At 61.3% G+C, this 22,011-nt stretch carries 21 protein-coding genes; 13 read left to right on the forward strand and 8 right to left on the reverse strand.

The window, feature by feature from the left end; genetic code table 11:
• Positions 1-191 precede the first annotated feature (191 nt).
• Together EXN68_RS08330 and EXN68_RS08335 are read left to right on the forward strand one after the other, a co-directional pair.
• A complete protein-coding gene (locus EXN68_RS08330) occupies positions 192-653 on the forward strand; it encodes a tRNA (cytidine(34)-2'-O)-methyltransferase (protein WP_142840383.1) in 462 nt (153 codons plus the stop codon).
• A gap of 174 nt (positions 654-827) precedes the next feature.
• Positions 828-2,480, forward strand: coding sequence for a Na/Pi cotransporter family protein (locus tag EXN68_RS08335; RefSeq protein WP_142840384.1), 1,653 nt, complete (start codon positions 828-830; stop codon positions 2,478-2,480).
• Positions 2,481-2,535: 55 nt separating this feature from the next.
• On the opposite strand, the gene EXN68_RS08340 is transcribed toward EXN68_RS08335, so the two are convergent.
• Positions 2,536-2,808, reverse strand: coding sequence for a hypothetical protein (locus tag EXN68_RS08340; RefSeq protein WP_142840385.1), 273 nt, complete (start codon positions 2,806-2,808; stop codon positions 2,536-2,538).
• A 131-nt stretch (positions 2,809-2,939) separates the two neighbouring features.
• On the opposite strand from EXN68_RS08340, the gene hemF reads away from it, so the two are divergent.
• The 3 genes from hemF to EXN68_RS08355 all read left to right on the forward strand — a co-directional run bounded on the left by hemF (position 2,940) and on the right by EXN68_RS08355 (position 4,562).
• A complete protein-coding gene (gene hemF / locus EXN68_RS08345) occupies positions 2,940-3,851 on the forward strand; it encodes an oxygen-dependent coproporphyrinogen oxidase (protein ID WP_142840386.1) in 912 nt (303 codons plus the stop codon).
• 122 nt (positions 3,852-3,973) lie between these two features.
• A complete protein-coding gene (locus EXN68_RS08350) occupies positions 3,974-4,243 on the forward strand; it encodes a hypothetical protein (RefSeq protein WP_142840387.1) in 270 nt (89 codons plus the stop codon).
• Positions 4,244-4,376: 133 nt separating this feature from the next.
• Positions 4,377-4,562 (forward strand): DUF1059 domain-containing protein, encoded by a 186-nt coding sequence (locus tag EXN68_RS08355; protein WP_046797940.1) that lies wholly within the window; start codon positions 4,377-4,379, stop codon positions 4,560-4,562.
• A 26-nt stretch (positions 4,563-4,588) separates the two neighbouring features.
• On the opposite strand, the gene EXN68_RS08360 is transcribed toward EXN68_RS08355, so the two are convergent.
• The 3 genes from EXN68_RS08360 to EXN68_RS08370 are packed head-to-tail and all read right to left on the reverse strand — an operon-like array spanning position 4,589 to position 7,106.
• Positions 4,589-5,845, reverse strand: coding sequence for a CCA tRNA nucleotidyltransferase (locus EXN68_RS08360; protein ID WP_142840388.1), 1,257 nt, complete (start codon positions 5,843-5,845; stop codon positions 4,589-4,591).
• The gene (locus EXN68_RS08365) at positions 5,842-6,480 is read right to left on the reverse strand and encodes an NUDIX hydrolase (RefSeq protein WP_080816253.1); all 639 of its coding nucleotides are present in this window, start codon (positions 6,478-6,480) and stop codon (positions 5,842-5,844) included. The genes EXN68_RS08360 and EXN68_RS08365 overlap by 4 nt, the downstream gene beginning before the upstream one ends.
• A complete protein-coding gene (locus tag EXN68_RS08370; RefSeq protein ID WP_142840389.1) occupies positions 6,477-7,106 on the reverse strand; it encodes a DUF1285 domain-containing protein in 630 nt (209 codons plus the stop codon). The genes EXN68_RS08365 and EXN68_RS08370 overlap by 4 nt, the downstream gene beginning before the upstream one ends.
• A gap of 175 nt (positions 7,107-7,281) precedes the next feature.
• Here EXN68_RS08370 and EXN68_RS08375 point away from each other — a divergent pair, with 175 nt between their 5' ends.
• The 5 genes from EXN68_RS08375 to EXN68_RS08395 all read left to right on the forward strand — a co-directional run bounded on the left by EXN68_RS08375 (position 7,282) and on the right by EXN68_RS08395 (position 14,634).
• Positions 7,282-8,292 carry an AAA family ATPase gene (locus tag EXN68_RS08375; protein WP_065113889.1) on the forward strand — a complete coding sequence of 337 codons (1,011 nt, stop codon included), beginning with the start codon at positions 7,282-7,284 and terminating at the stop codon, positions 8,290-8,292.
• Positions 8,293-8,328: 36 nt separating this feature from the next.
• A complete protein-coding gene (locus tag EXN68_RS08380) occupies positions 8,329-9,243 on the forward strand; it encodes a DUF58 domain-containing protein (protein WP_142840390.1) in 915 nt (304 codons plus the stop codon).
• Positions 9,240-12,050 carry a DUF4159 domain-containing protein gene (locus tag EXN68_RS08385; protein WP_142840391.1) on the forward strand — a complete coding sequence of 937 codons (2,811 nt, stop codon included), beginning with the start codon at positions 9,240-9,242 and terminating at the stop codon, positions 12,048-12,050. The genes EXN68_RS08380 and EXN68_RS08385 overlap by 4 nt, the downstream gene beginning before the upstream one ends.
• A 1-nt stretch (position 12,051) precedes the next feature.
• Entirely contained in the window at positions 12,052-14,136 is a 2,085-nt protein-coding gene (locus tag EXN68_RS08390; protein ID WP_142840392.1) for a hypothetical protein, read from the forward strand.
• Between the two features lie 84 nt (positions 14,137-14,220).
• Positions 14,221-14,634: a GNAT family N-acetyltransferase gene (locus EXN68_RS08395; protein ID WP_142840393.1), complete on the forward strand. Its 414-nt coding sequence runs from the start codon at positions 14,221-14,223 to the stop codon at positions 14,632-14,634.
• Between the two features lie 122 nt (positions 14,635-14,756).
• Here EXN68_RS08395 and EXN68_RS08400 read toward each other — a convergent pair whose 3' ends face one another.
• Positions 14,757-15,710: a LysR family transcriptional regulator gene (locus EXN68_RS08400; protein ID WP_142840394.1), complete on the reverse strand. Its 954-nt coding sequence runs from the start codon at positions 15,708-15,710 to the stop codon at positions 14,757-14,759.
• An 87-nt stretch (positions 15,711-15,797) separates the two neighbouring features.
• On the opposite strand from EXN68_RS08400, the gene EXN68_RS08405 reads away from it, so the two are divergent.
• Entirely contained in the window at positions 15,798-16,763 is a 966-nt protein-coding gene (locus tag EXN68_RS08405; RefSeq protein ID WP_142840395.1) for an MBL fold metallo-hydrolase, read from the forward strand.
• Between the two features lie 57 nt (positions 16,764-16,820).
• Here the strand turns inward: EXN68_RS08405 and EXN68_RS08410 are convergent, their stop codons facing one another.
• On the reverse strand, positions 16,821-18,134 hold the full coding sequence (locus EXN68_RS08410; RefSeq protein ID WP_142840396.1) for an MFS transporter: 1,314 nt from the start codon (positions 18,132-18,134) through the stop codon (positions 16,821-16,823).
• A gap of 323 nt (positions 18,135-18,457) precedes the next feature.
• Positions 18,458-19,027, reverse strand: a complete 570-nt coding sequence (locus EXN68_RS08415; protein ID WP_142840397.1) for a GNAT family N-acetyltransferase — start codon at positions 19,025-19,027, stop codon at positions 18,458-18,460.
• A gap of 296 nt (positions 19,028-19,323) precedes the next feature.
• Here EXN68_RS08415 and EXN68_RS08420 point away from each other — a divergent pair, with 296 nt between their 5' ends.
• On the forward strand, positions 19,324-20,316 hold the full coding sequence (locus tag EXN68_RS08420; protein ID WP_142840398.1) for a glutathione S-transferase family protein: 993 nt from the start codon (positions 19,324-19,326) through the stop codon (positions 20,314-20,316).
• Between the two features lie 17 nt (positions 20,317-20,333).
• On the opposite strand, the gene EXN68_RS08425 is transcribed toward EXN68_RS08420, so the two are convergent.
• Positions 20,334-20,825: an NUDIX domain-containing protein gene (locus tag EXN68_RS08425; RefSeq protein WP_142840399.1), complete on the reverse strand. Its 492-nt coding sequence runs from the start codon at positions 20,823-20,825 to the stop codon at positions 20,334-20,336.
• 66 nt (positions 20,826-20,891) lie between these two features.
• Between EXN68_RS08425 and EXN68_RS08430 the strand changes: the two genes are divergently transcribed.
• On the forward strand, positions 20,892-21,842 hold the full coding sequence (locus tag EXN68_RS08430; RefSeq protein ID WP_142840400.1) for a metallophosphoesterase family protein: 951 nt from the start codon (positions 20,892-20,894) through the stop codon (positions 21,840-21,842).
• Positions 21,843-22,011: the final 169 nt, after the last annotated feature.

Here is a 22,011-nt window from a genome sequence, read left to right on the forward strand (position 1 = left end):
TATCGTAACGGCCATGTCCGATATTGCGGGCAGGCCTGACGATGTGCTGGTGAATGGGTAGCCGCCCTGTGTGTCACGCGAATGAATATCCGGCCGGCAACGGCACCGGAAAGGGACTTTTTGTGCCGCATCTGTTGCCCGCCCGCCGCCCGTGATAATCGGGCAGGCACTCCAATCGCCATGAGAAAACCATGCCTGAAATCAGAATAGCCCTTTATCAGCCTGATATTCCCGGCAATACCGGCACCATACTGCGATTGGCCGCCTGCCTTGGCCTCGGCGTCGATATCATCGAGCCGGCCGGCTTCGATATTTCCGACCGCAATCTGAAACGGGCGGGCATGGATTATATTGCCGCGGCGGCGCTGACGCGCCATGTCAGCTGGGATCGCTTCGAGGAATGGCGTGCAACCACCGGCCGCCGCCTTGTTCTCGCCTCCACCAAGGCCGCCCTGCCGTATACTGATATCAGCTACCGCACCGATGATATCCTGCTCTTCGGCCGGGAAAGTGCCGGCGTGCCTGACCATGTGCATGAAAAGGCGGACGAGCGAATCATCATCCCCATGGTGCCCGGACAACGCTCCATCAACGTCGCCATGTCGGCGGCGATGATCACCGGCGAGGTCCTGCGCCAGACGGAATGGGCCTGACCTGCCATCTTTGCAGCCATTTTTTCAGGCAAATATGAAAATTGACCGGTTTCATCGCGAAACTGTCGCAACATGGCCTGTACCGGACGCGTTCACGCTCCTATACTGATTAGCCGGGCAATTAAAAACCACCCTCGCCGGAACAATCCGCCGGCGGGTGTGAGGAGACGTAGAATGCAATCCACCATTGTCATCGTCAACCTTCTCGGCGCGGTCGCGCTGCTGCTTTTCGGCTTGGCGCAGGTCAAGGACGGCGTCACCCGCGCCTTCGGCATGAAACTCAGAAGCGTGCTGGCCACAGGCACCCAGAACGGCCCGCGTTCCTTCCTTTCCGGCTTCTTCGCCACCGTCGCACTTCAAAGCTCGACGGCAACGGCACTCACAGTCGCCTCCTTCGCCGAACGTGACCTCATCAAACCGCGCATGGCCCAGGTGGTGCTGCTTGGCGCCAATGTCGGCACCGCCGTTACCGCCTGGATTGTGGCAGCCGGCGTGGAATGGCTGTCACCACTTTTGATCCTTTCAGGCATCATTCTCAAGAAGGGCAGTTCCAATGCCAGACAGGGCGGCGGAACGGCAGTGATCGGCATCGGCCTCATGCTCCTGTCGCTGCATCTTTTGAGCGGGGCCACCGAACCGATGCGCGCCTCCCCCGCGCTTGGCGTCTTCATCGGCCTGCTGGATGGTGCATGGCCCGTCGCGCTGATCTTTTCCGCGGTGCTGGCGTTCGTCTCCTCCTCCAGCCTCGCCGTCGTGGTGCTGATCCTGTCGCTGGCCGCCACCGGCACCCTGTCCACCGGGCTCATCATCGTTCTCATTCTCGGCGCCAATCTCGGTGGCGCCATTCCGCCGGTCATCGCCACACTTTCGGGCCCCGCCTCCGCGCGGCGCATCACCATCGGCAACCTCGTGGTGCGCACGATCGGCTGCCTCATCGCCATGCCGCTCGCCTCTTACGGTGCGACGTATTTGCAGCAATTGCCGCTTTCGCCGGCCAAATTGCCTGTTGATGCGCATCTCATCTTCAACGTCATTCTGGCGGCGGTGGCCTGGCCCTTCTCCGGCCTGATATCCGATCTGATGGCGAAACTCGTGCCGGGCGATCCGAAGGCTGAAGACGGCCCGAATTTCCTCGACCAGCAGGCGCTTGATATGCCGGTCGTCGCGCTTGCCAACGCCACCCGCGAGGTTTTGAGCGTCGGCGACAGCATAGAACGGATGCTGATCCGCGCCGAAAACGCCTTCAAGCACAATGATCTGGCACCGCTTCAGGAAGTTTCCCTGCTCGAAAAGAAGGTCGACCGCCGTCAGCAGGAGGTGAAGGTCTATCTTTCGCAATTGGGGCGCAAGGGGCTTGCCGACGAAGAAGCGCGCCGTTCGATCGCCATCATCGACTATGCGATCAATCTCGAACATATCGGCGATATCATCGAAAAAGGCATCTGCGAGCAGATCCGCAAGAAGGTGCTGAACAGCTTCAAATTTTCCGACGACGGGTATGAGGAGCTGAAGACCCTGTTCGACATGACCATCGAGAACCTGCGGGCCGCTCAAAGCATTCTGGTCACCGGCGATTTCGATCTCGCCCGGCGGCTGATGGAGAGCAAGGTGGATATACGCCGCCTCGAAAAACAATCTTCAAACCGCCATCTGGAGCGGCTGCGGGACGGCTTGGCGGAAAGCATGCAAACCAGCTCGCTGCATCTCGACATGCTGCGGGATCTGAAGCGCATCAACGCTCATATCGTAACGGTGGCCCACCCCATTCTGGATGAAAGCGGCGTGCTGATCGAAAGCCGCCTGCGTTATGCCGAACCGCGCGCCTGAGCGAGGAAAAGTGGTCCCCGGCTTTCCGCCCGGAAACGCAAAACCGCTCTGAAACTCAATCGGCAGAGGGAAGCCTGCGCATGGTGAATTCGATGCGATCGCCTTCCAGCTGCCGCCAGCTTTCCACTTCCGTCCAATAGGCGGCCTTGGGAAAGCTGTCGAACCATTCGCGCGCCTTGGCGCGGGCCTCCTCACGCCCAAGACAGAAGGTCTGGCGCACGAACATGCCGTCACGTTTCTGTTCACCGCCGGCGCTTTCGCGTTCCCTGCGGTGATTGGCAATCCTGCGCTTCAGCCCGTCGAGGGGCGGTCCGGCAAATTTCGTCATGATATTCACCTCTGGCACCTACATCGATAAAGATAGTGTCGGCACGCCGCCTTGGCGAGTCGAATTTGTGCGCGGCGCAAACACCTGCTAGACGCGGCAGGGAACGGACTTCACCGCAGGAGAGAAGAGATATGGAACGGCCAATCTTGCCGAAGGGCTTGCCCGAGGACATCGAAGACAAGAAGGCCGTTGCCCAGGCGTGGTTCCAGCATCTGCGCGACACCATCGTCACCTCCTTCGAAACGCTCGAAAACGACCTGACCGGCCCCTTGGCGGATCAGGAGCCCGGCCGCTTCGTGCAGAAGGACTGGCTGCGCGACAATGGCGAAGGCGGCGGCGGCAAGATGTCGATGATGGAAGGCCGCGTCTTCGAAAAGGTCGGCGTGCACACCTCCACCGTCTATGGCGAGTTCTCGCCGGAATTCCGCCAGCAGATACCGGGTGCGGAAGAAGACCCTCGCTTCTGGGCCTCGGGCATTTCGCTGATCGCCCATCCGGTCAACCCCAATGTCCCGGCCGTGCACATGAACACCCGCATGGTCGTCACCACCAGCCACTGGTTCGGCGGCGGTGCGGATCTGACACCCGTGCTGGGCCGCAGACGGACGCAGGAGGACGCGGACAGCCAGCTGTTCCACCGCGCCTTCGAGATCACTTGCAAACGCCACCCGGTCGCCGATTATCCGCGCTACAAAAGCTGGTGCGATGACTACTTCTTCCTGAAGCACCGCAACGAAGCCCGAGGCATCGGCGGCATATTTTTCGACTGGCTGCACCCGGAAGAAGAAAAGGGCGGCTGGGACGCCAATTTCGCCTTCGTGCAGGATGTCGGCCGCGCCTTCAATCTGGTCTATCCGAAGATCGTTCGCGCCAATTTCAACCAGAACTGGACGGAAGAGGATCGCGACGAGCAGCTTATCCGCCGCGGCCGTTACGTGGAATTCAACCTGCTTTACGACCGCGGCACCATCTTCGGCCTGAAGACCGGCGGCAATGTCGAATCGATCCTCTCGTCTCTGCCGCCGGTAGTGCGCTGGCCTTAAAAAACCTCACGCAAATTTGACGCTCATCAGCCAATTTGTCGCAAATAGCGCAAATTAGGACTTATGGAAAAATCAAGGCAGTGATAGTCTCCTCCCGCAGACGTACTGGAGGAGCTATCGTCATGATTACTTCGAACAGCATGCCTATTTCTGCTGCCCCCGAGGCAGCACCGCAATCCATCGATACCCCCGAACTGATCGACCGCCTGGCAGCGGAAATGCGTGCCACGGGCGATCGTGAACTGCCGCATTCCTTTTATGTCGAACAGGTAAAGCGCACCCTTGCCGGACAAACGACGGCACGGCGGGCGGCCAATGACGAAATGCCTCGTACAAAAATTCCGGCAGCCGGCACATCCTCTGTTTTCCAGTGCTGGGCAATGCCGGAATAGGGGCCAGAATAGAGACCCGAACAGGGTCGAAGGGTGTCGCTCTGGAACATAAGCGGCAACCGTTCGTTTCTTGGCAGAGGGACAGCATGTCCTTTCAATGCTGTCCCTCACTCGAAACAGGGAGGTAAAACCAATGAGACTGTTTGAATGTGGAACGCTCGTGCCCGGCTGTGCCTGGCATACACGCGCCGATGACGACGCCGAAGTTGTCCGCCGCACGGTGGAACATATGCGCTCGGCCCATGGCGAAACCACGATCCGCGAAAACATGATCGACAATATCAAGGCCCGCATCCGCGACGAGGCAAATGCGGCTTAAGCCGAACCGCCGTCATCGCTGCGATCTCAATTCTCCAGCATGGTTTTAAGCCGGGCGGTCAGCGCTGCCCGGTCGAGCGAAAAATTGACGTCGATCCACTTTTCCTCGAGGTTTTTCAGCACCTCGCCAACCTTCGGGCCAGCCTCGACGCCGGCGGCCATCACATCAGCACCGCTCAACGGAAATCCCGGTTTTTTGAATTTTTCCGCTCTCGTCAGCAACGTCGAAAGACGCGCCACTTTCTGCATCGCCGCATCTCCCGCCGAAAGGTCGGCGCGGGCCGAGGCAAGCGCGAGCTTCAGCCGCGTCCTCACACCTTCGACACCCTGGCGATAAAGCAGCCGGTCAAGCGCCGTCTCCTTCATTTCCGGGTCGATCGCCGGGGCGGAAGCCCAATTGGCGAGATATCCCGCCTCAGCCTTGGACAGCCTCAGCCGCGCAGCAAGGGCCGCCAACCTGTCCTTGTCGGGCGGCACGATGGCGGCAAGCCGCAGCATCGGGTCAACCGCCCAGCCAAGGGATTGCTCCGTCGCCACCAGGCCGTGAATGGCGTCGATGCCCCATTTTTCCGTTTCGGGCAGAATTTCCGCCAGCACGCCCGATTGCCGCATCCACAAAAGGGCGCGGGATGGGTCGCGGGCGGAAAGCAGTTTTTTCGTCTCGCTCCAGACGCGTTCGGCCGAAAGCGTCCCAAGCTTGTCCTTGGCCCGGGCGCTGGCACGCAAACCGTCGGCATCGGGCCGACCTGAGCCATAATGGGCGAAAAACCGGAAAAACCGCAGGATACGAAGATAATCTTCCGCAATCCGCATCGCCGCATCGCCGATGAAGCGCACAGTGCGGGTTTCCACATCGGGAAGACCATCGATGAGGTCGATGATCTCGCCCTTTTCGTTGGCGTAAAGGGCGTTGATGGTGAGGTCCCGCCGCTCGGCATCGGTCTGCCAGTCGGTGCCGAATGCAACCTGCGCATGGCGGCCATTGGTCTCGACATCGCGGCGCAACGTCGTGACTTCAAAGCCTTCGCCATCGATCACCAGCGTCACCGTGCCGTGCTCGATGCCGGTTGGCACCGACTTGATGCCCGCAGCCTTCGCCCGCTCAACAACCACGTCAGGAGTAAGCGTCGTTGCCATATCGACATCGACGACCGGCAGGTCCATCAGCGCATTGCGCACCGCGCCGCCGACGATCCGCACCTCGCCGCCATCGGCATTCAGAAGCGTAAAGATGCGCTTCAGCGCCGGTTTTTCAAACCAGTCCCGCCCGGCAAGGCTATTCATGTATAAAACCTCTCGTAAATCGTTCGCACGATGCCCGCCGTAATGCCCCAAATATAGCGTTCGCCATAGGGCATTTCGTAGAAAAACCGCTCCTTCCCCTGAAAGATGCGGCTGCCACGCCCGTGATTGGCCGGGTCCATCAAAAAGGACAACGGCACCTCGAAAACCTCATCCACCTCAGTGGGATTAAGCGTTAAATCAAAGCCCGGGCGGACGACTGACAGCACCGGCTTGATGCGAAAACCCGTCCCGGAAATATAATCCGGCAGCCGTCCAACCGTCTCCACGAAAGAACGCGACAGGCCGATCTCCTCTTCCGTCTCGCGCAGCGCCGCCTCTTCCGGCGTGCGGTCTTCGGCATCGATGCCGCCGCCGGGAAAGGAAATCTGGCCTGAATGCTGGCGCAGGGTTGCGGTGCGCTGGGTGAAGATCACCCGCGCATCGTTGCCATCGTCGATAACCGGTATCAGCACTGCGGCATCCTTCAGCCGGATGCCGTTGCCAGACAGCACCACACCCGGATTGAGCACGTGGTCGCCATTTTCCCGCTCCGCCACGCCCTCGCCTTCCTGCAGCACCCGGCGGCGGAAATCGGTGGCGGTAAAAGCCTTGAGGCCCGTCGTCATCATCGTCATTGCGAAAGCCGTTCCAGTTCCTTGGCGGGCATCACCGGAAAGATCACCCCGCCCGAGCGCACCGCAAACATGTCGACGCCATCCACGTCGATCACCTCGCCGAGCGCCGCGAGATCATACATCACGGCCCGTGAGACGAGCGCCTCCAGCCGGCCGCGCACCAGAAGATAGGGTTTCAATTCGCGGTTTTCACCGAAAATTTCAAAGCGCAGCGGATGCTCCGGCCCCGCCTCCACCACGTCGCCGACATTGGTGCGAAAGGTCAGCAGGGATTCGCCATCCGCACCGGCCGCAGTCACCGTCATTTCCACGGCGACGAAGGGTGCATCCACCACCCGGATGCCGACTTTTTCCACAGGAGTTACAAGGTAGGTCCTGCCATCCTCATCCTTGCGCAAAACCGTGGAAAACAGCCGAACCAGAGGTGCCCGTCCGATGGGCGTCCCGAGGTAGAACCATGTGCCGTCAGCACGGATTTCCATGTCGAGATCACCGCAAAAAGGCGGATTCCAGCGCTCCACCGGGGCCGGCCCGCGCTTGGCATCGCCGCTCTGTTCGGCGGCACGGGAAATCATCGCCGCAAGCCCCGCCGCATCATCAGCCGAATTTATCGTCTCCGCTGCCATATTCGAGTCTCGCTTTGCCGATAAGGAAATACTAAGTCACGACATAGTCATTCGAATGGCGCTTGTCAGCGGCCAAGAGAGCAATAAGCTAGATGCAGCGCAAAATCCGCCCCGGTTGGCAACCAGCAAAACCGGGATGCGAATGTGACAGCGGCGAAGGTATGAGGAGAGCGACATGGGCGTGATGAATACCGGCGAAACCCTCGATGAAAAGGCCATCGTCGCCTCGGCCGAAAAGGCGCTTTCCGACATTGCGGCCATCCGCACGGAGGTCTCCAAGGTCATTTTCGGCCAGGAAAAAGTGGTGCAGAACACGCTTCTCGCCATCTTGTCCGGCGGCCATGCGCTGCTGGTGGGCGTTCCCGGCCTCGCCAAGACCAAGCTCGTCACCACGCTCGGCACTGTCCTTGGCCTCGATGCCAACCGCATCCAGTTCACGCCGGACCTGATGCCTTCGGACATCCTCGGTTCGGAAGTCATGGATCAGGACGAGAACGGCCGCCGTTCCTTCCGTTTCATCAAGGGTCCGATTTTCGGCCAGCTGCTGATGGCCGATGAAATCAACCGCGCCAGCCCGCGCACGCAGTCCGCCCTTTTGCAGGCCATGCAGGAATATCACATCACCATGGCCGGCCAGACCTATGAGCTGCCGAAGCCGTTCCACGTTCTCGCCACCCAGAACCCGCTGGAACAGGAAGGCACCTATCCGCTGCCCGAAGCCCAGCTCGACCGTTTCCTGCTGCAGGTCGATGTCGGTTATCCCGAGCTTGCCGCCGAACGCCAGATCCTGCTCGACACGACGGGCACCGCCTCCGGCGAAGCACGCGGCGTGATCGGTGCCGAGCGCCTGATGGAAATCCAGGCCCTCATCCGCCAGATGCCGGTCAGCGACAAGGTCGTGGACGCGATCCTTTCGCTCGTCCGCTCCGCCCGCCCCGGCCATGGCAACAAATTGACCGACAAACACGTTGTCTGGGGTCCGGGCCCGCGCGCCGGCCAGTCGCTGATGCTGACGGCCCGCGCCCGTGCGCTTTACGAAGGCCGGCTCGCCCCGTCGCTGGACGATGTCCATGCGCTCGCCGAACCGGTGCTGGAACACCGCATGGCGCTGACCTTTGCGGCCCGCGCCGAAGGCATGTCGGTGCGCGATGTGATTGCGGCCCTCGTGGAGCAGGCGAAGAATTAAAAGACACGTGCCTAACCTTTCGCGAAAGGAGTGCCTGTGGCATCCATCGGCCAGATCGTAGACAAGACGCCGGGTAGCGAAGTTCTGGCGCGCGCGCGCCAGCGTGCCGCACTGGTGCCGGACTGCATGGTCGAGGCAAAACGCATCGCCAACACCGTCACCGCCGGCTGGCACGGCCGCCGCAAACGCGGCATCGGCGAAAATTTCTGGCAGTTCCGCCCCTATGCCGAAGGCGAAAGCCTGTCGCGCATCGACTGGCGGCGCTCGGCCCGCGACGACCATACCTATGTGCGCGACCGGGAGTGGGAGGCAGCCCACACCATCTGGCTCTGGGCCGACATGTCGCCGTCGATGATGTTCAAATCCACCCTCGGCTCCGTCTCCAAGGAAAGCCGGGCGCTGGTGCTGATGCTGGCGCTGGCGGAAATCCTGGCGCGCTCTGGCGAACGCATCGGTTGCCCCGGCATCATGGAGCCGGTCTCGGCCAGAAACGCCGCCGAACGGCTGGCCGCCGCCATCATGCATGCGCCGCTGACAACGGGTATGCCGGAAACGGGCATGATCCGTGGCGCGAGCGACATTGTTCTGATTGGCGATTTTCTCGATGATGCGAAAAACGTGATGGAGCGGATTTCGCCTCTCGCCCGGCGCGGCCTGCGCGGCCATGTGGTGGAAATCGCCGATCCGGCCGAAGAAACCTTCCCCTATTCCGGCCGCACCGAGTTTACCGATCCGGAAACCGGCGAAAAACTGGTATCCGGCCGCGCCGAGACCATTCGCGAGGATTACACCCGCGCCTATCTCGCAAGACGCGAGGCGCTGTCCTCGTCGCTGCGCCGTCTCGGCTGGAACTTCGTCTTCCACCGCACCGATCATCTGGCTTCCGAGGCGCTTGTGGCCGTTCACATGTATCTTTCCGGCGAGCCGGCACAGGGCGGTGGGCACCGATGAGCGCATTGCCTTTCGTCTTCACCAGCCCCTACATCCTCTTCGGCCTGCTGGCGCTGCCCGCCATCTGGTGGCTGCTGCGGCTCACCCCGCCGCGCCCCAAGGCGGAAGTGTTTCCGCCGCTGAAGATATTGGCGACGGTGCTGAAACGCGAGGAAACGCCCTCCAAAAGCCCATGGTGGCTGACCCTTTTGCGCATGGCGCTTGCCGCCGCCGTGATTTTTGCGCTGGCCGATCCGGTGGTGAACCCGCGCAACAACAGCATTGCCGGCAGCGGCCCGCTGGTGCTGGTGGTCGACAATAGCTGGGCCGCCGCGCCCGACTGGGAAAGACGCGTGGCCACCGCTCAGGCCCTGATCGGCGATGCGGAGCGGGCCGACCGCCCCGTCTCCATCAGCTTCACCGCCGATGCCGAACATGATGCCGTATCGGGAACGACAGCCGTGGCGCTGGAAAAGCTCGCCGCCGCCAAGCCGAAACCGCTGATGCCGGACCGCGTGCGCACGGCCGAAGCCATCACCGAGGCGCTGAACGGCACAACCCCCGGCACACTCGCTTATATTGCCGATGGTGTTCAGACCGCGCAGGATGAAAACGCGATGCGAACGCTTGCCAGCCTCTCGCCGGCCGAATTCCGCATCGTGAAGGGCGACGGCAAGGCCATCGCCGCCATTACCGGCGCTACCAACAATGCCGATGCCATGAGCGTCACCCTTTCGCGGCTCGACACGGCCGAAGCCGCCCGGCTGACCGTCAATGCCCAGGACAGCCAAGGCCGCATTCTCGCCAATGGCACAGCCAGCTTCGCCCCCGGCGAGGCCGAAACAACGGCAACGGTGGAAGCCCCCTTCGAACTGCGCAACGATTTCGCCCGCCTCTCCCTCGAAGGCGTTTCGACGGCGGGCGCCGTGCATCTTCTGGATGACGGTTTCCGCCGCCGCCGCGTGGCGCTGCTCGCCGGCGAAACCGGCAATGATTTCCAGCCGCTGCTGCAGCCGCTTTATTATATCAGCCGCGCGCTTCAACCTTTTGTCGATCTCATTCCGCAGCGGCAGGCCGATCTGGCGCAGGCAATCCCGGAGATCCTGCAATCCAATCCGTCGGTCATCGTCATGGCCGATATTGGCCGACTGCCACAGGAAACCTATGAGCCAATGCAGCGCTGGCTTGCAGCCGGTGGTACGCTGATCCGCTTTGCCGGGCCGCGCCTTGCCGCAGCCCCGGCCGACGATCCGCTGGTGCCGGTGACGCTCAGGCAGGGTGAACGCGCGCTTGGCGGCGCGCTCTCCTGGGCGGAGCCACAGCCGCTTGCCGATTTCCCTGCTTTCGGCGCCTTTGCCGGCATGCCGAAGGCCGATGGCATTCTCGTCAAACGCCAGGTTCTGGCCGAACCGACACCCGATCTGGCTGAACGCACCTGGGCAAGCCTTGCCGACGGCACGCCGCTCGTCACCACCCGCACTGTCGAGGCAGGCCGCATCGTGCTCTTCCATGTCAGCGCCGAGGCAAGCTGGTCCGACCTGCCGATCTCAGGCCATTTCGTCGATATGCTGCGCCGTATCGTGCAATTGTCGAAAGCGGGCGGCGCTTCGGCTTCCGCCAATGCCCCGGCCGCAGCCCTGCCCCCGTTCCGCCTCCTGACAGCCGAAGGCGCGCTATCTGCCGAAACCGGCACTGCCCGGCCGCTGGAAATGCGCGCCGGCCAGCCACCGCGCACCGGTTTCGACAATCCCCCCGGCCTTTACGGCACAGAGGATGGTTTCGTGGCTCTCAACCTCCTGCCCGCAGGCGCGACGCTGCGCCCGCTTGACGCATCCGTCGCCGGTGTCAGCACCACCAGTGAAGCGCTGATCGGTGAAACCGCGAAATCGCTGCGCCCTGCTTTGTTCATCGCCGCTTTCCTGATGCTGATTGCCGACAGCCTGATCGTCCTCTTCATGAACGGCGCCTTCGCGCGCCTGCCGAAAGCCCGCAGCGCGACAGTTGCCACCCTGCTGCTGGCGCTTGGCGCCTTTGCCGCCATGTCGCCAACCGATGCCCGCGCCGACGATCCAAAACCCGGCGACGAGCAGATTTTCGAGCGGCTGGACACTACCCATCTCGCTTATGTCCGCACCGGCGAGGATGATGTCGACCGCATTTCCGAGCAGGGTCTCCAGGGTCTCAGCGAATTCCTGACCTGGCGCACTACGCTGGAACCCGGCCAGCCGGTTGGATTGGATATTTCCAAGGATGAATTGTCCTTCTACCCGATCATATACTGGCCGGTATCGGCGACGGCCCCCATGCCGTCGAGCGCGGCGATTTCGCGCATCGACGCCTATATGCGCGCCGGCGGCACCGTGCTGTTCGATACGCGCGACCAGTTCTCTTCGCTCGATACCGGCGCGACCAGCCCTAACGGCGAACGACTGCAGGCGATCCTCGCCAATATCGATATTCCGCCGCTGGAGCCGGTGCCGGAAGACCACGTTCTGACGCGGTCCTTCTACCTGCTCACCAATTTCCCCGGCCGTTACAATGGTTCGCCACTCTGGGTGGAATCGCGACAGGGAGCCGCCAAGACCACCTCGGGCCTCTCTTCTTCCGGCGATGGCGTGACGCCGATCATGATAACGGGCAATGATTTCGCCGGCGCCTGGGCCGTCGATCCGCAGGGCGCGCCGGTTCTGCCCACCGTGCCGCCGGACGAGATGCAGCGCGAACACGCCTTCCGCTCCGGCGTCAACATCATGATGTATATGCTGACTGGCAACTACAAGGCCGATCAGGTTCACGTTCCCGCACTTCTCGAACGGTTGGGGCAGTGACATGACATTGACCTTCTCCCCATTCCTGCCGTGGATCGTGATCGCCGTTCTGGCCGTCGCCGCTCTTGCGCTCTCTTTCATCGGCCTGTGGCGTGGCGTGCGTGGCGCATGGCTGCGCGGGCTGGCGCTTGCCGCCTTGCTTGCGGCGATAGCCAATCCGCTTCTGACGCAGGAGGAACGCGAGCCGCTTTCCACCATCGTGCCCGTCATCGTTGACCGCTCGCAGAGCCAGGACGTGCAGGACCGGCCGCAAATGACCGTTACGGCGCTGGAGACACTGAAAGACCGGCTGTCGCGCTTCCCGCGTATCGAACCGCGCATCGTGGAGGTGCGCGACGATGGCGAGAGTGATTCGCCCTCGACCCAGCTTTTCTCGGCGCTCTCCTCGGCCGTTTCCGATGTCTCACCGTCCCGCGTCGGCGGCGCGATTTTCCTCAGCGACGGCCAGATCCACGATATCCCGAATGCCCTGCCCAATGCCGAACAGGCGCTCGGCTTCCGCGCCCCCGTGCATGGGCTGATCACCGGCAAGGCCGATGAATTCGACCGCCGCATCGAGATCGTCCGCGCCCCGCGCTTCGGCATCGTCAATGAAGAGCAGCAGCTGACGCTGCGTGTCTTTGATGACGGCCGCCCCGCAGGCGGCGGCTCGGCGGAAGTGACGGTGAAGATGAATGGCGAAGAAATCGCCACGCTTCAGGCCACACCCGGCCAGCCGACGCCGTTCAGCTTCAAGGTTCCGCGTGGCGGCAACAATGTCATGGAATTTTCCGTCGCCGAGCTTCCCGGCGAAGTGACGGCGGCCAACAACCGCGCCGTTCACCTGATCGAAGGCATCCGCCAGAACCTGCGCGTGCTGCTCGTCTCCGGCGAGCCGCATGCCGGTGAACGCGCCTGGCGAAACCTCTTGAAATCCGACGCCTCGGTCGATCTGGTGCATTTCACCATTCTGCGCCCGCCGGAAAAACAGGATGGCACGCCGATCAACGAACTCTCGCTGATCGCCTTCCCGACCCGCGAATTGTTTGTCGAAAAGATCGAGGATTTCGACCTCATCATCTTCGACCGCTACCAGCATCGCGGCGTGCTGCCGATCCTCTATTACGATTACATCGCCCAATATGTCGAAAAGGGCGGCGCGCTCTTGATTGCCGCAGGCCCGGAACATGCCGGTCAGGATTCGATCGCAATGACGCCGCTCGCCTCCGTGCTGCCGGCTCAACCCACGGGTCAGGTGCATCAGGCGGCATTCTATCCTCGCCTTTCGGAAGCGGGAAAGAAGCACCCTGTCACCCGCGGGCTGGATGGATCGGCCAACGAGCCGCCGCAATGGGGCCGCTGGTTCCGCACCATCAGCGTCGACCCGCCGCAGGGCCAGACCGTGATGCTGGGCGATGGGCAGGACCCGCTTCTCGTGCTGAACCGTCAGGGCGAAGGCCGTGTCGCCATGCTTCTGTCCGATCAGGGCTGGCTGTGGGCGCGTGGTTTTGAAGGCGGGGGCCCGCATGTGGCGCTTTATCGCCGCATCGCCCACTGGCTGATGAAGGAGCCCGAGCTTGAAGAAGAGGCGCTGACGGCGCGGGCCAACGGTCGCACATTGGAAATCACCCGCCAGACCATCGGCGACGATCCCGGTCAGGCAAGCGTGCGTTTCCCCTCCGGCAAGACCGAAAACATGGCCTTCACCACCACCGAGCCCGGTCTTTACAAGATCGAGCGCCGCATGGACGAAACCGGCCTGTTCGAAATCAAGAACGGCGATTTCACCACCCTCGTCCATGTCGGCGCGGTGGATGCGCCGGAGTTCAAGGCGATGATTTCGACGACCGAGACGCTGAAGCCGCTGGCCGACGCCACCAGGGGCAGCGTGCACCGTGTCGCCGATAATTCCGGCCGCATCGCGCTGCCCGATATATTGCCGGTGCGGGGTGACATCAGGGTTGCCGACGAGGATCGCATGCTGATACGTCTGACCGACGAGACAGTGCTGAAAGGCGTCAACACCCTGCCGCTCTTTGCCGGTTTTGCCGGGCTTGGCGCCCTCCTGCTTGCCTTCTCCGCGCTCTGGTGGCGTGAAGGGCGGTAAAACCTTGGCAGTAGTGCAAGACTTTCCGCGTCTTGAACTGGAAAACGACAAACGGCCGCCGCCCGGCGTCCGGGAAAGAAAATCATGAATTTCGTTTTGAGCGATGTCGCGGATGCGGACGCTGAAAAGGCCATCCGCGATCCGCTGGTGGCCTATAATATTGCCCGTTTCGGTGAAAGTGACAAACGCGAGCTCAATATCACCATCCGCGATGACGAAAACGCTGTGACCGGCGGTCTGGTGGGATATACCGGCCGCGGCTGGCTTTATGTGCAGCTTCTTTTCGTGCCGGAAACCATGCGCGGAAAGGGCACGGCTGCGAAGCTGCTTGCGATGGCGGAGGAAGAAGCCAGAAAGCGCGGCTGCACCGGCGCCTATATCGACACCATGAACCCGGATGCGCTGCGGCTTTATGAACGCTACGGTTTCACCAGGATCGGCTCGCTCGCGCCGCTTTCCAGCGGCCAGTCGATTACATGGCTGGAGAAGCGCTTCTAGAGCATTTCAACTCAAAATGCGTGGCGTTTTTACGTTCGGAAAACACATGGAAACAAAGGCATAGAGCGTCCTCCCTGACACTTCCGTTTCAACAGGAGGCGATCCAGAGTTCAGGCGAGTGTCTAGGCCGCGATCCCCGATATCCCACAATCAACGGTTCGGCCCATGACCTCGCGGATTTGCTGGCGAAGCCACATGGCACCGAGATCCGCATCGGTCTGCAAGGTCCAGACCATGGCAACCGGCGGGAAATTCAGCGTCACCGGCACCGGGCTCACTTCAAGCCCGAGCATCGGCGCATAACGCAACGCAATGCGTGAAGATACGGTCGCCAGCACTGCTGATGATCGCGCTGTTGCCAGAACCGAGAGGAAATCCGGCGCGGCTGCAATGACATCGATTTCCACGCCGCTCAATTCCAGCGCGTCCTTGATGCAGCCCTGCAAACTGTCCGTCTGCGATATCACCGCATGTTTTGCCGCCATATAGGCATTAAGCCCCACGGGCGTGGTGAGATCGAGCAAATTCGGGTTGAAGCAGCAAAGAACGCTTGAGACATAAAGCGGCTCGCAATGGTGACGCTGCTCCTGCGAATAGGCGCATCCCACGGCCATATCGATCACACCCGTATCGAGCATCGCGGTGATTTCCTGCTCCTGCCCGCTGCGGGCCAGAATGCGGATGCCGGGCGCGATCTCGCGCAGCCGCGCCGTCAGGTCCGGCAGCAGCAGCAGTTCCACCTCGCTCGACATGCCCAGCCGGAAGGTGCGGCGCTCCGTGGCCGGATCGAAAACATCCGCCGTCAGCACTGCCGCCTGCGCCTGCCTCAGCGCCTGCCGCACTGGCCCGGCCAGGTTGAGCGCCCGTGCCGTCGGCTTCATCTCCTGCCCCACGCGGATGAAAAGCTCATCCTGAAACAATGTCCGCAGGGTGGAGATGTTATGGCTCATGGCCGGCTGCTGGATTTTCAACCGACGCGCAGCGCGCGTGACATTCATTTCCTCCATCATCGCATCAAAGGCGATGAGAAGATTGAGGTCGAAGGAACGGAGATTGAAATGATCGATAGTTTGCATAAGTCACATCGATTTGATTGCTGGCCTCTCTACACTTAGCTGGAGTTCGGAAACTTTCAAGACGTTCCCCAAACTCAGGAGCCACCCATGCCATCACGTCGTTCGCTTCTCAAAGGCGCCGCCAGCGCCATCTTCGCCGCCCCTTTCGTGGCGCCCACCGTCGCATTCGCCAAGGCGCCTTTGGCCGCCACACAGGCACCCGGCTTTTATCGGCTGATGGTCGGCAAGGTGGAAGTCACCGCCCTTTCGGACGGCGTCATTGCGCTGCCGCTCGCCAAAATCTACACCAACACCACGCCGGAACATGCCGCCAAGGTGCTGCGCGATGCCTTCCTGCCGGAAGAGACGCCGACATCGGTCAATGCATTTCTCGTCAACACCGGAGACAGGCTGGTGCTGATCGATGCCGGCACCGGCACCTATCTCGGTCCGAGCCTTGGCAGGCTCGTCGCCAATATCGAGGCCTCCGGTTACAAAACCGACGAGATAGACGACATTGTCCTCACCCATATCCACACGGACCATTCCGGCGGGCTTTCCTCGAATGGCAAGCGTGTCTTTGCCAATGCGACGCTCCGGGTCAATGCGCGCGAAGCCGCCTTCTGGCTTGACGAGGCAAAGGCCAAGGCAGCCCCTGAAGCGCTGAAAAAGGGTTATGCCGAAGCGAAGGAAAGCATCCAGCCCTATATTGATGCCGGTAAATTCGAGACTTTCGGCGATAATGCCGCACCGGTCTCCGGTCTTGGCTCGATCCTTTACGCCGGCCACACACCCGGCCACAGCGCTGTTGTTCTGGAAAGCGACGGCCAGAAGATCGTCTTCTGGGGCGATATCACCCATGGCGATATCCTCCAGTTTGATGAGCCTGACGTGGCGATCGAGTTCGATGTCGACCAGAAGGCCGCCGTCGTGGCACGCGATCTGGCATTCAAACAGGCGGTGGAGGGCAGATATCTGGTGGCCGGCGCTCACATCGCTTTCCCCGGCATCGGCCATGTGCGTACCGACAGCACCAATTACGACTGGCTTCCGGTCAATTATACGACGCTGTAAGCGCAGAACAGAATGGCCTGATCGTGGATCAGATCAGGCCATCACCCTTGGCGGCAACTAAGTCAGCGCCACCTGCCGCGTTTCAGCATTGATCATCGTGGCCGCAATGGCAGCCAGCACCAGCAGTCCGGCAAATATGCCGATCGCGACACCAAAGCCCTGCGCAATGGCATAACCGAGCAGCGACGGTGCCAGCAGACCGCCGAGCCTTGCCATGGCGCCCGCGGCCCCCATGCCGGTCGCCCGCGATTCCGTTGGGTAAAGCTCCGGCGTATAGGCATAAAGCGCGCCCCATGTGCCGAGCAGGGCAAAACTCATGATGAGGAGCGAGGCGGCAATCATCGCGCCGCCGGAAGCGAGCGTGAAAAGCAGGCATCCGAGCGCGGAGAGCAGGCAGAAGCCGATCAGCGTCGGCTTGCGGCCCCATTTTTCAACGCCATAGGCGGCAAGCGCGTAACCGGGGATTTGCGCCAGCGCCACCAGCACCAGAAATCCATAACCGCGCACGAAACCGAAACCGTCGCCCACCAGTTTAGCCGGCATCCAGGTGAAGACCCCGTAATAGGAAACGGAGACGAGGAACCAGATGGCAAGGATCATGATGCTGCGCTGCCGGAGTGCCGGTGAAAATATCCCCTGCCCCTTGGCCACATCAGGCTGGAAAAGCCCCGTCCCGGCATCGAGAGGCGCACGGCCATTCGTCACCAGCATACGGTTGACGACGGCCTTGGCTTCGTCCAATCGCCCGCTGCGCAGCAGGTAAAGCGGCGATTCCGGCACCAGAAAACGCAGGCCAAGACCAAGAACGGCCGGAAAAGCCGTCACAGCGAAAATATAACGCCAGGCATCGGCCACACCGGCAAGGCTTGCACCCCAGGCAGCCAACGCCACGATCAGCGTGCCGACAGCCCAGAAGCCCTCGAGAAAGACCAGCCAGCGGCCGCGATTTTTGGCAGGCAGGAACTCCGCCATCATCGCATAATCCACCGGCAGCGTGCCGCCCACCGCCGCGCCAGTGAGAAAACGCAGGATAAGCAGAATGGTGAAATCGGGCGAAAATATCGAAAGCACACCGAACAGGGCGTCACAGGCGACGGTGACGATCAGCACACGTCGGCGGCCGTAACGGTCCGCCAGCCGCCCGAAACCGGCAGCACCGAGCAACATGCCGAAAAAGAACGCCGTTCCGGTTTGCAAGGCCTGCGGCACCGTCAGGCCGAAGGTTGCGGCAATCGAGGCGGCGGTGAAACCAACCGCCAGAACCTGCATGGCATCCGCCGCCCAGACGAGGCCGAAAATGCCCATCAGCCGCCGTTGATAGGCGCCTGCGCCCGCGCGCTCCAGCGCATCGTTCATGGTAATCGCCGTCATGCCCCGCCCCTTCGCAGTAATCGACTTTCACTAGCTATCGTATAGGGGGAGGAAACGGAATTGAATTCTGTGGAGGGGAGACGCGTTGTTTCGAGACAGACCATCGGAAGAAGATTTTACCACACAAAAAGATGTGCACGGCAGTCTCGATGTTTGCCATAGCGCGCAACGCCCCTTCCGTCATGCCGGACTTGATCCGGCATCCAGTCACGGCGCGTCTGCGCCGTGGGAAGAGTCCTTTCAGCCCAAAGACTTGGGTTGGCTGGATTCCGGCTCAAGGCCGGAATGACAGATGGGATAGTATCATGGCAAGAAGAAAACCCTCAGCCGTAAACCCGAAGAGGCTCCTCAAAACCCTCATCGTCCGCCGCGGCGGCCGGCATCGCAGCCTCGCATTTGCGCCAGCCGATCTTGCCCTTCAGCCGCTGGTGCACGTCGTCACCAACAGGCACCACCAGCACCCGGTTCGGGTCGACCGGACCCGGAAAATCGAGCGCCGCATAAGCGACCTTCTCGAAACCGAGCGGCATGTAATAGGGCGGATCGCCAATCAGGATAACGGCTTCGGAGCCCTTCCGCCGGGCCGCCGCAATGGCGATCCGCACCAGTTCCCGGCCGATGCCCTTGTTCTTGTGCGAGGGCCGCACCGCAAGCGGGCCAAGCATATGGCCCTTCACCCCGCCGGCCAGAACCGGCGTCATGCGCACCGAGGCAATCGTCTCACCATCATCGGCGCAGACGAAGGACAGAGACCGGTCATGTGGCCCCTGCTCGCGGATGCGCGCTGCCGCACGGGTGTGCCGGCCGGGACCAAAAGCTTCTTCGTTGATGACTTCGATGATGGCGTCGTGCGACGCGTCCTCGGTGAGGTAGACAAGATCGTGCTTGGACATGAAAAGACCGAAACTTCCAGAATGCGGATGCGACAATAGATGACGGCTGCGCCGGTAAGGGCGTTCAGGAGCGTCAGCGTCGTCGGAGCATCCGTGGTTCGATCATAGTCAGCAATTTCCTCAGATTTGTGAAAATCGCAATTATCAGGAAAATTCAAACCCGTCCAGAACAAATCTTATGCCTGCCCCATTCAGCCCATGCAAGAGCAGAAACGCATTGTTCAACGCCTTGCGGGTTCGCGAGACGACAGGGAACGGTTAGGATCGCCGTCAAGGAAACAATCAAGGAGATCGTCATGGGCATGCTGATGGAAGGCGTATGGAAAGACGTCTGGTACGACACCAAGGAAACCAAGGGGCATTTCAAGCGCGGCGCCTCGCAATTCCGCAATTGGGTTACAGCAGATGGAGCCCCCGGCCCTTCGGGAGAAGGCGGTTTCAAGGCGGAGAAGGATCGCTACCACCTCTACGTCTCCTTCGCCTGCCCCTGGGCGCATCGGACCCTGATTTTCCGCAAGCTGAAAAAGCTGGAAGACCTGATCTCCGTCTCCGTTGTCGATCCGCTGATGCTGGAAAACGGCTGGGAATTCAAGCCTGAGAGCGAACGCACACCGGGCGCAACGGAAGACCACCTTTTCGGTTCCTCCACGCTCTGGCAGGTCTATACCCGGGCGGACCCCAAATATTCCGGACGTGTGACCGTGCCGGTGCTCTGGGACAAACAGCGCGGCACCATCGTCTCCAATGAATCCGCGGAAATCATCCGCATGCTCAACTCTGCCTTCAACGATCTCACCGGATCGAAGGCAGATTATTACCCCGAGGCGCTGCGCGCCGAGATCGATGCACTGAACGACGTCATCTACGACACCGTCAATAACGGCGTCTACAAGGCCGGTTTCGCCACCACGCAGGATGCTTATCAACAGAATGCCGTGAAGGTCTTCGAAACGCTGGATATGCTTGAGAACCGCCTGAAGGACCGGCGCTTCCTGTTCGGTTCAGAACAGACGGAAGCGGACTGGCGCCTGTTCACAACGCTGGTGCGGTTCGACCCGGTTTATGTCGGCCATTTCAAGTGCAACATCCGCCGCATCCACGACTATCCGCACCTGACGGGTTACCTGCGCGATCTCTACCAGACGCCGGGCGTGCCTGACACGGTGGATATGCGCCACATCAAGGAACATTATTACCGCAGCCACCGCACCATCAACCCGACCGGCATCGTGCCCGTCGGCCCGGAGCTGGACCTGACCATGGCCCATGGCCGCGAGGCACTTTCCTGACAGAACGCCTCCCGCTGCTACCAGTGGTCGGCGATTTCCGCTTCGCCGGCAAGTTCGGCGAGGCGGCGGCGGGTGGCGGCTGTCACCCCTTCCGGCAAAGCCGAAAGGTCGAAAAAGCCGCTTTCGGCAATTTCATGATCCGGCTTTTTCGGCCGGGTCTGGGTGACATCAAGCCGGTAAAGCGCGACATGATCACGATTGCTGCCTTCCAGATTGAGATAGACGTGGAAAAGCTCAGGCTTTGAAGCCGCTTCGAGATTGCCTTCCTCGCGGATTTCCTTGTGCAGTGCCGCGATCAGCGTCTCGCCACGCTCCACCCCGCCGCCCGGCAGATACCAGCCCGGCAGATAAGTGTGCCGCACCAGAAAAATCCTGCCCTTTTCATCGAAACAGGCCGCACGCACACCAAGCGTGGCGCCCCGCGTAAGCAGAAAAATGAAATGCAGAAAGCGGATGAAGACACGCATGTGGAACGGACGGGCCTTCTGCCCGGTTGTCTCGTCATTCACCCTGGTTTCTCCCCGCCGGCAGGCTTTTATTGGACGTGCCGCATATCATAGGTTATCTCTGCCGCCATGTTCAAACTTGCGCATATTTCAGACGTCCATTTGGGGCCACTGCCAAAACTCACTTTCCGGGAACTTGCATCCAAGCGTATCACCGGTTTCGTCAACTGGCACCGCAACCGCCGCAAGCATCTCTTTACCGATACGCTGGAAAAGCTGCTCGACGATCTCGAGACAAAGTCACCGGATCATCTGGCTATTACCGGCGATCTCGTCAATCTTGCGACCGGCATTGAAATTCGCGCCGCCGCCGACTGGCTGGAGGAAGTGGGCGATCCTGAAAAAACATCCGTCGTTCCCGGCAATCATGACGCCTATGTTTCCGGCGCGCATGACAAGGCCATGCAGGCCTGGTATCCTTACGTGCGCGGCGATGGCGACCCGCCGGAATGGGACGATGACCGCAAGATTTTCCCCTATATGCGCGTGCGTGGCCCCGTGGCGCTGATCGGCTGCTCAACCTCGATTGCCACGCCGCCCTTTTCAGCCACCGGTTACTTCGGCAACCGGCAGGCGCGTGCCACGGCGGAACTTTTGAAAAAAGCTGGCGAACAGGGGCTGTTCCGCGTGGTGATGATCCATCACCCGCCCATCCGCGGCGCCACCGCCACCCACAAACGCATGATCGGCATCCGCCGTTTCGCAGCGGCGCTGGGCGTCGGCGGCGCGGAACTCGTGCTGCATGGTCATACCCATCTCAACACGGTTTACTGGCTGAATACGCATCACGGGGAAGACCATATTCCGGTCGTCGGCATCGCCTCGGCCAGCCAGGGACCGGGTGGGGAAAAACCGCGCGCGGCCTATAATCTCTTCCACATTTCCGGTGGTCCCGGCACATGGAACGTTACCTGCGAACGGCACAGCCTTGATGAGACGGGGACGGGCGTGGCGCTGGAGGATGTGCGGGTGTTTTATGACAACGGGCGTCCGCTGGGGTTTTCGCGGCTGGGGGAATAGCGGCCGCAACGTTGAAGGTTGGTGCGTGGGGCTTTACCCCCCTCTGCCCTGCCGGGCATCTCCCCCACAAGGGGGGAGATCGGCCAGAAGCACTATCGCCGTTCCATTCTTAAACATCGAGATGGCCGAGACCTTGCCGCTTGTCGATCTCCCCCCTTGTGGGGGAGAT

The organism is Martinezella rhizogenes (assembly GCF_007002745.1).
GTDB classification, from domain to species: Bacteria; Pseudomonadota; Alphaproteobacteria; order Rhizobiales; family Rhizobiaceae; genus Agrobacterium; species Agrobacterium cucumeris.

What these genes read in the sequence shown, in the direction of transcription:
- EXN68_RS08330 (WP_142840383.1), top strand. Translation starts at nt 192, where the DNA reads ATGCCTGAAATCAGAATAGCCCTTTATCAGCCTGATATTCCCGGCAAT.
- EXN68_RS08335 (WP_142840384.1), top strand. Translation starts at nt 828, where the DNA reads ATGCAATCCACCATTGTCATCGTCAACCTTCTCGGCGCGGTCGCGCTG.
- EXN68_RS08340 (WP_142840385.1), bottom strand. Translation starts at nt 2,808, where the DNA reads ATGACGAAATTTGCCGGACCGCCCCTCGACGGGCTGAAGCGCAGGATT.
- hemF (WP_142840386.1), top strand. Translation starts at nt 2,940, where the DNA reads ATGGAACGGCCAATCTTGCCGAAGGGCTTGCCCGAGGACATCGAAGAC.
- EXN68_RS08350 (WP_142840387.1), top strand. Translation starts at nt 3,974, where the DNA reads ATGATTACTTCGAACAGCATGCCTATTTCTGCTGCCCCCGAGGCAGCA.
- EXN68_RS08355 (WP_046797940.1), top strand. Translation starts at nt 4,377, where the DNA reads ATGAGACTGTTTGAATGTGGAACGCTCGTGCCCGGCTGTGCCTGGCAT.
- EXN68_RS08360 (WP_142840388.1), bottom strand. Translation starts at nt 5,845, where the DNA reads ATGAATAGCCTTGCCGGGCGGGACTGGTTTGAAAAACCGGCGCTGAAG.
- EXN68_RS08365 (WP_080816253.1), bottom strand. Translation starts at nt 6,480, where the DNA reads ATGACGATGATGACGACGGGCCTCAAGGCTTTTACCGCCACCGATTTC.
- EXN68_RS08370 (WP_142840389.1), bottom strand. Translation starts at nt 7,106, where the DNA reads ATGGCAGCGGAGACGATAAATTCGGCTGATGATGCGGCGGGGCTTGCG.
- EXN68_RS08375 (WP_065113889.1), top strand. Translation starts at nt 7,282, where the DNA reads ATGGGCGTGATGAATACCGGCGAAACCCTCGATGAAAAGGCCATCGTC.
- EXN68_RS08385 (WP_142840391.1), top strand. Translation starts at nt 9,240, where the DNA reads ATGAGCGCATTGCCTTTCGTCTTCACCAGCCCCTACATCCTCTTCGGC.
- EXN68_RS08390 (WP_142840392.1), top strand. Translation starts at nt 12,052, where the DNA reads ATGACATTGACCTTCTCCCCATTCCTGCCGTGGATCGTGATCGCCGTT.
- EXN68_RS08395 (WP_142840393.1), top strand. Translation starts at nt 14,221, where the DNA reads ATGAATTTCGTTTTGAGCGATGTCGCGGATGCGGACGCTGAAAAGGCC.
- EXN68_RS08400 (WP_142840394.1), bottom strand. Translation starts at nt 15,710, where the DNA reads ATGCAAACTATCGATCATTTCAATCTCCGTTCCTTCGACCTCAATCTT.
- EXN68_RS08405 (WP_142840395.1), top strand. Translation starts at nt 15,798, where the DNA reads ATGCCATCACGTCGTTCGCTTCTCAAAGGCGCCGCCAGCGCCATCTTC.
- EXN68_RS08410 (WP_142840396.1), bottom strand. Translation starts at nt 18,134, where the DNA reads ATGACGGCGATTACCATGAACGATGCGCTGGAGCGCGCGGGCGCAGGC.
- EXN68_RS08415 (WP_142840397.1), bottom strand. Translation starts at nt 19,027, where the DNA reads ATGTCCAAGCACGATCTTGTCTACCTCACCGAGGACGCGTCGCACGAC.
- EXN68_RS08420 (WP_142840398.1), top strand. Translation starts at nt 19,324, where the DNA reads ATGGGCATGCTGATGGAAGGCGTATGGAAAGACGTCTGGTACGACACC.
- EXN68_RS08430 (WP_142840400.1), top strand. Translation starts at nt 20,892, where the DNA reads ATGTTCAAACTTGCGCATATTTCAGACGTCCATTTGGGGCCACTGCCA.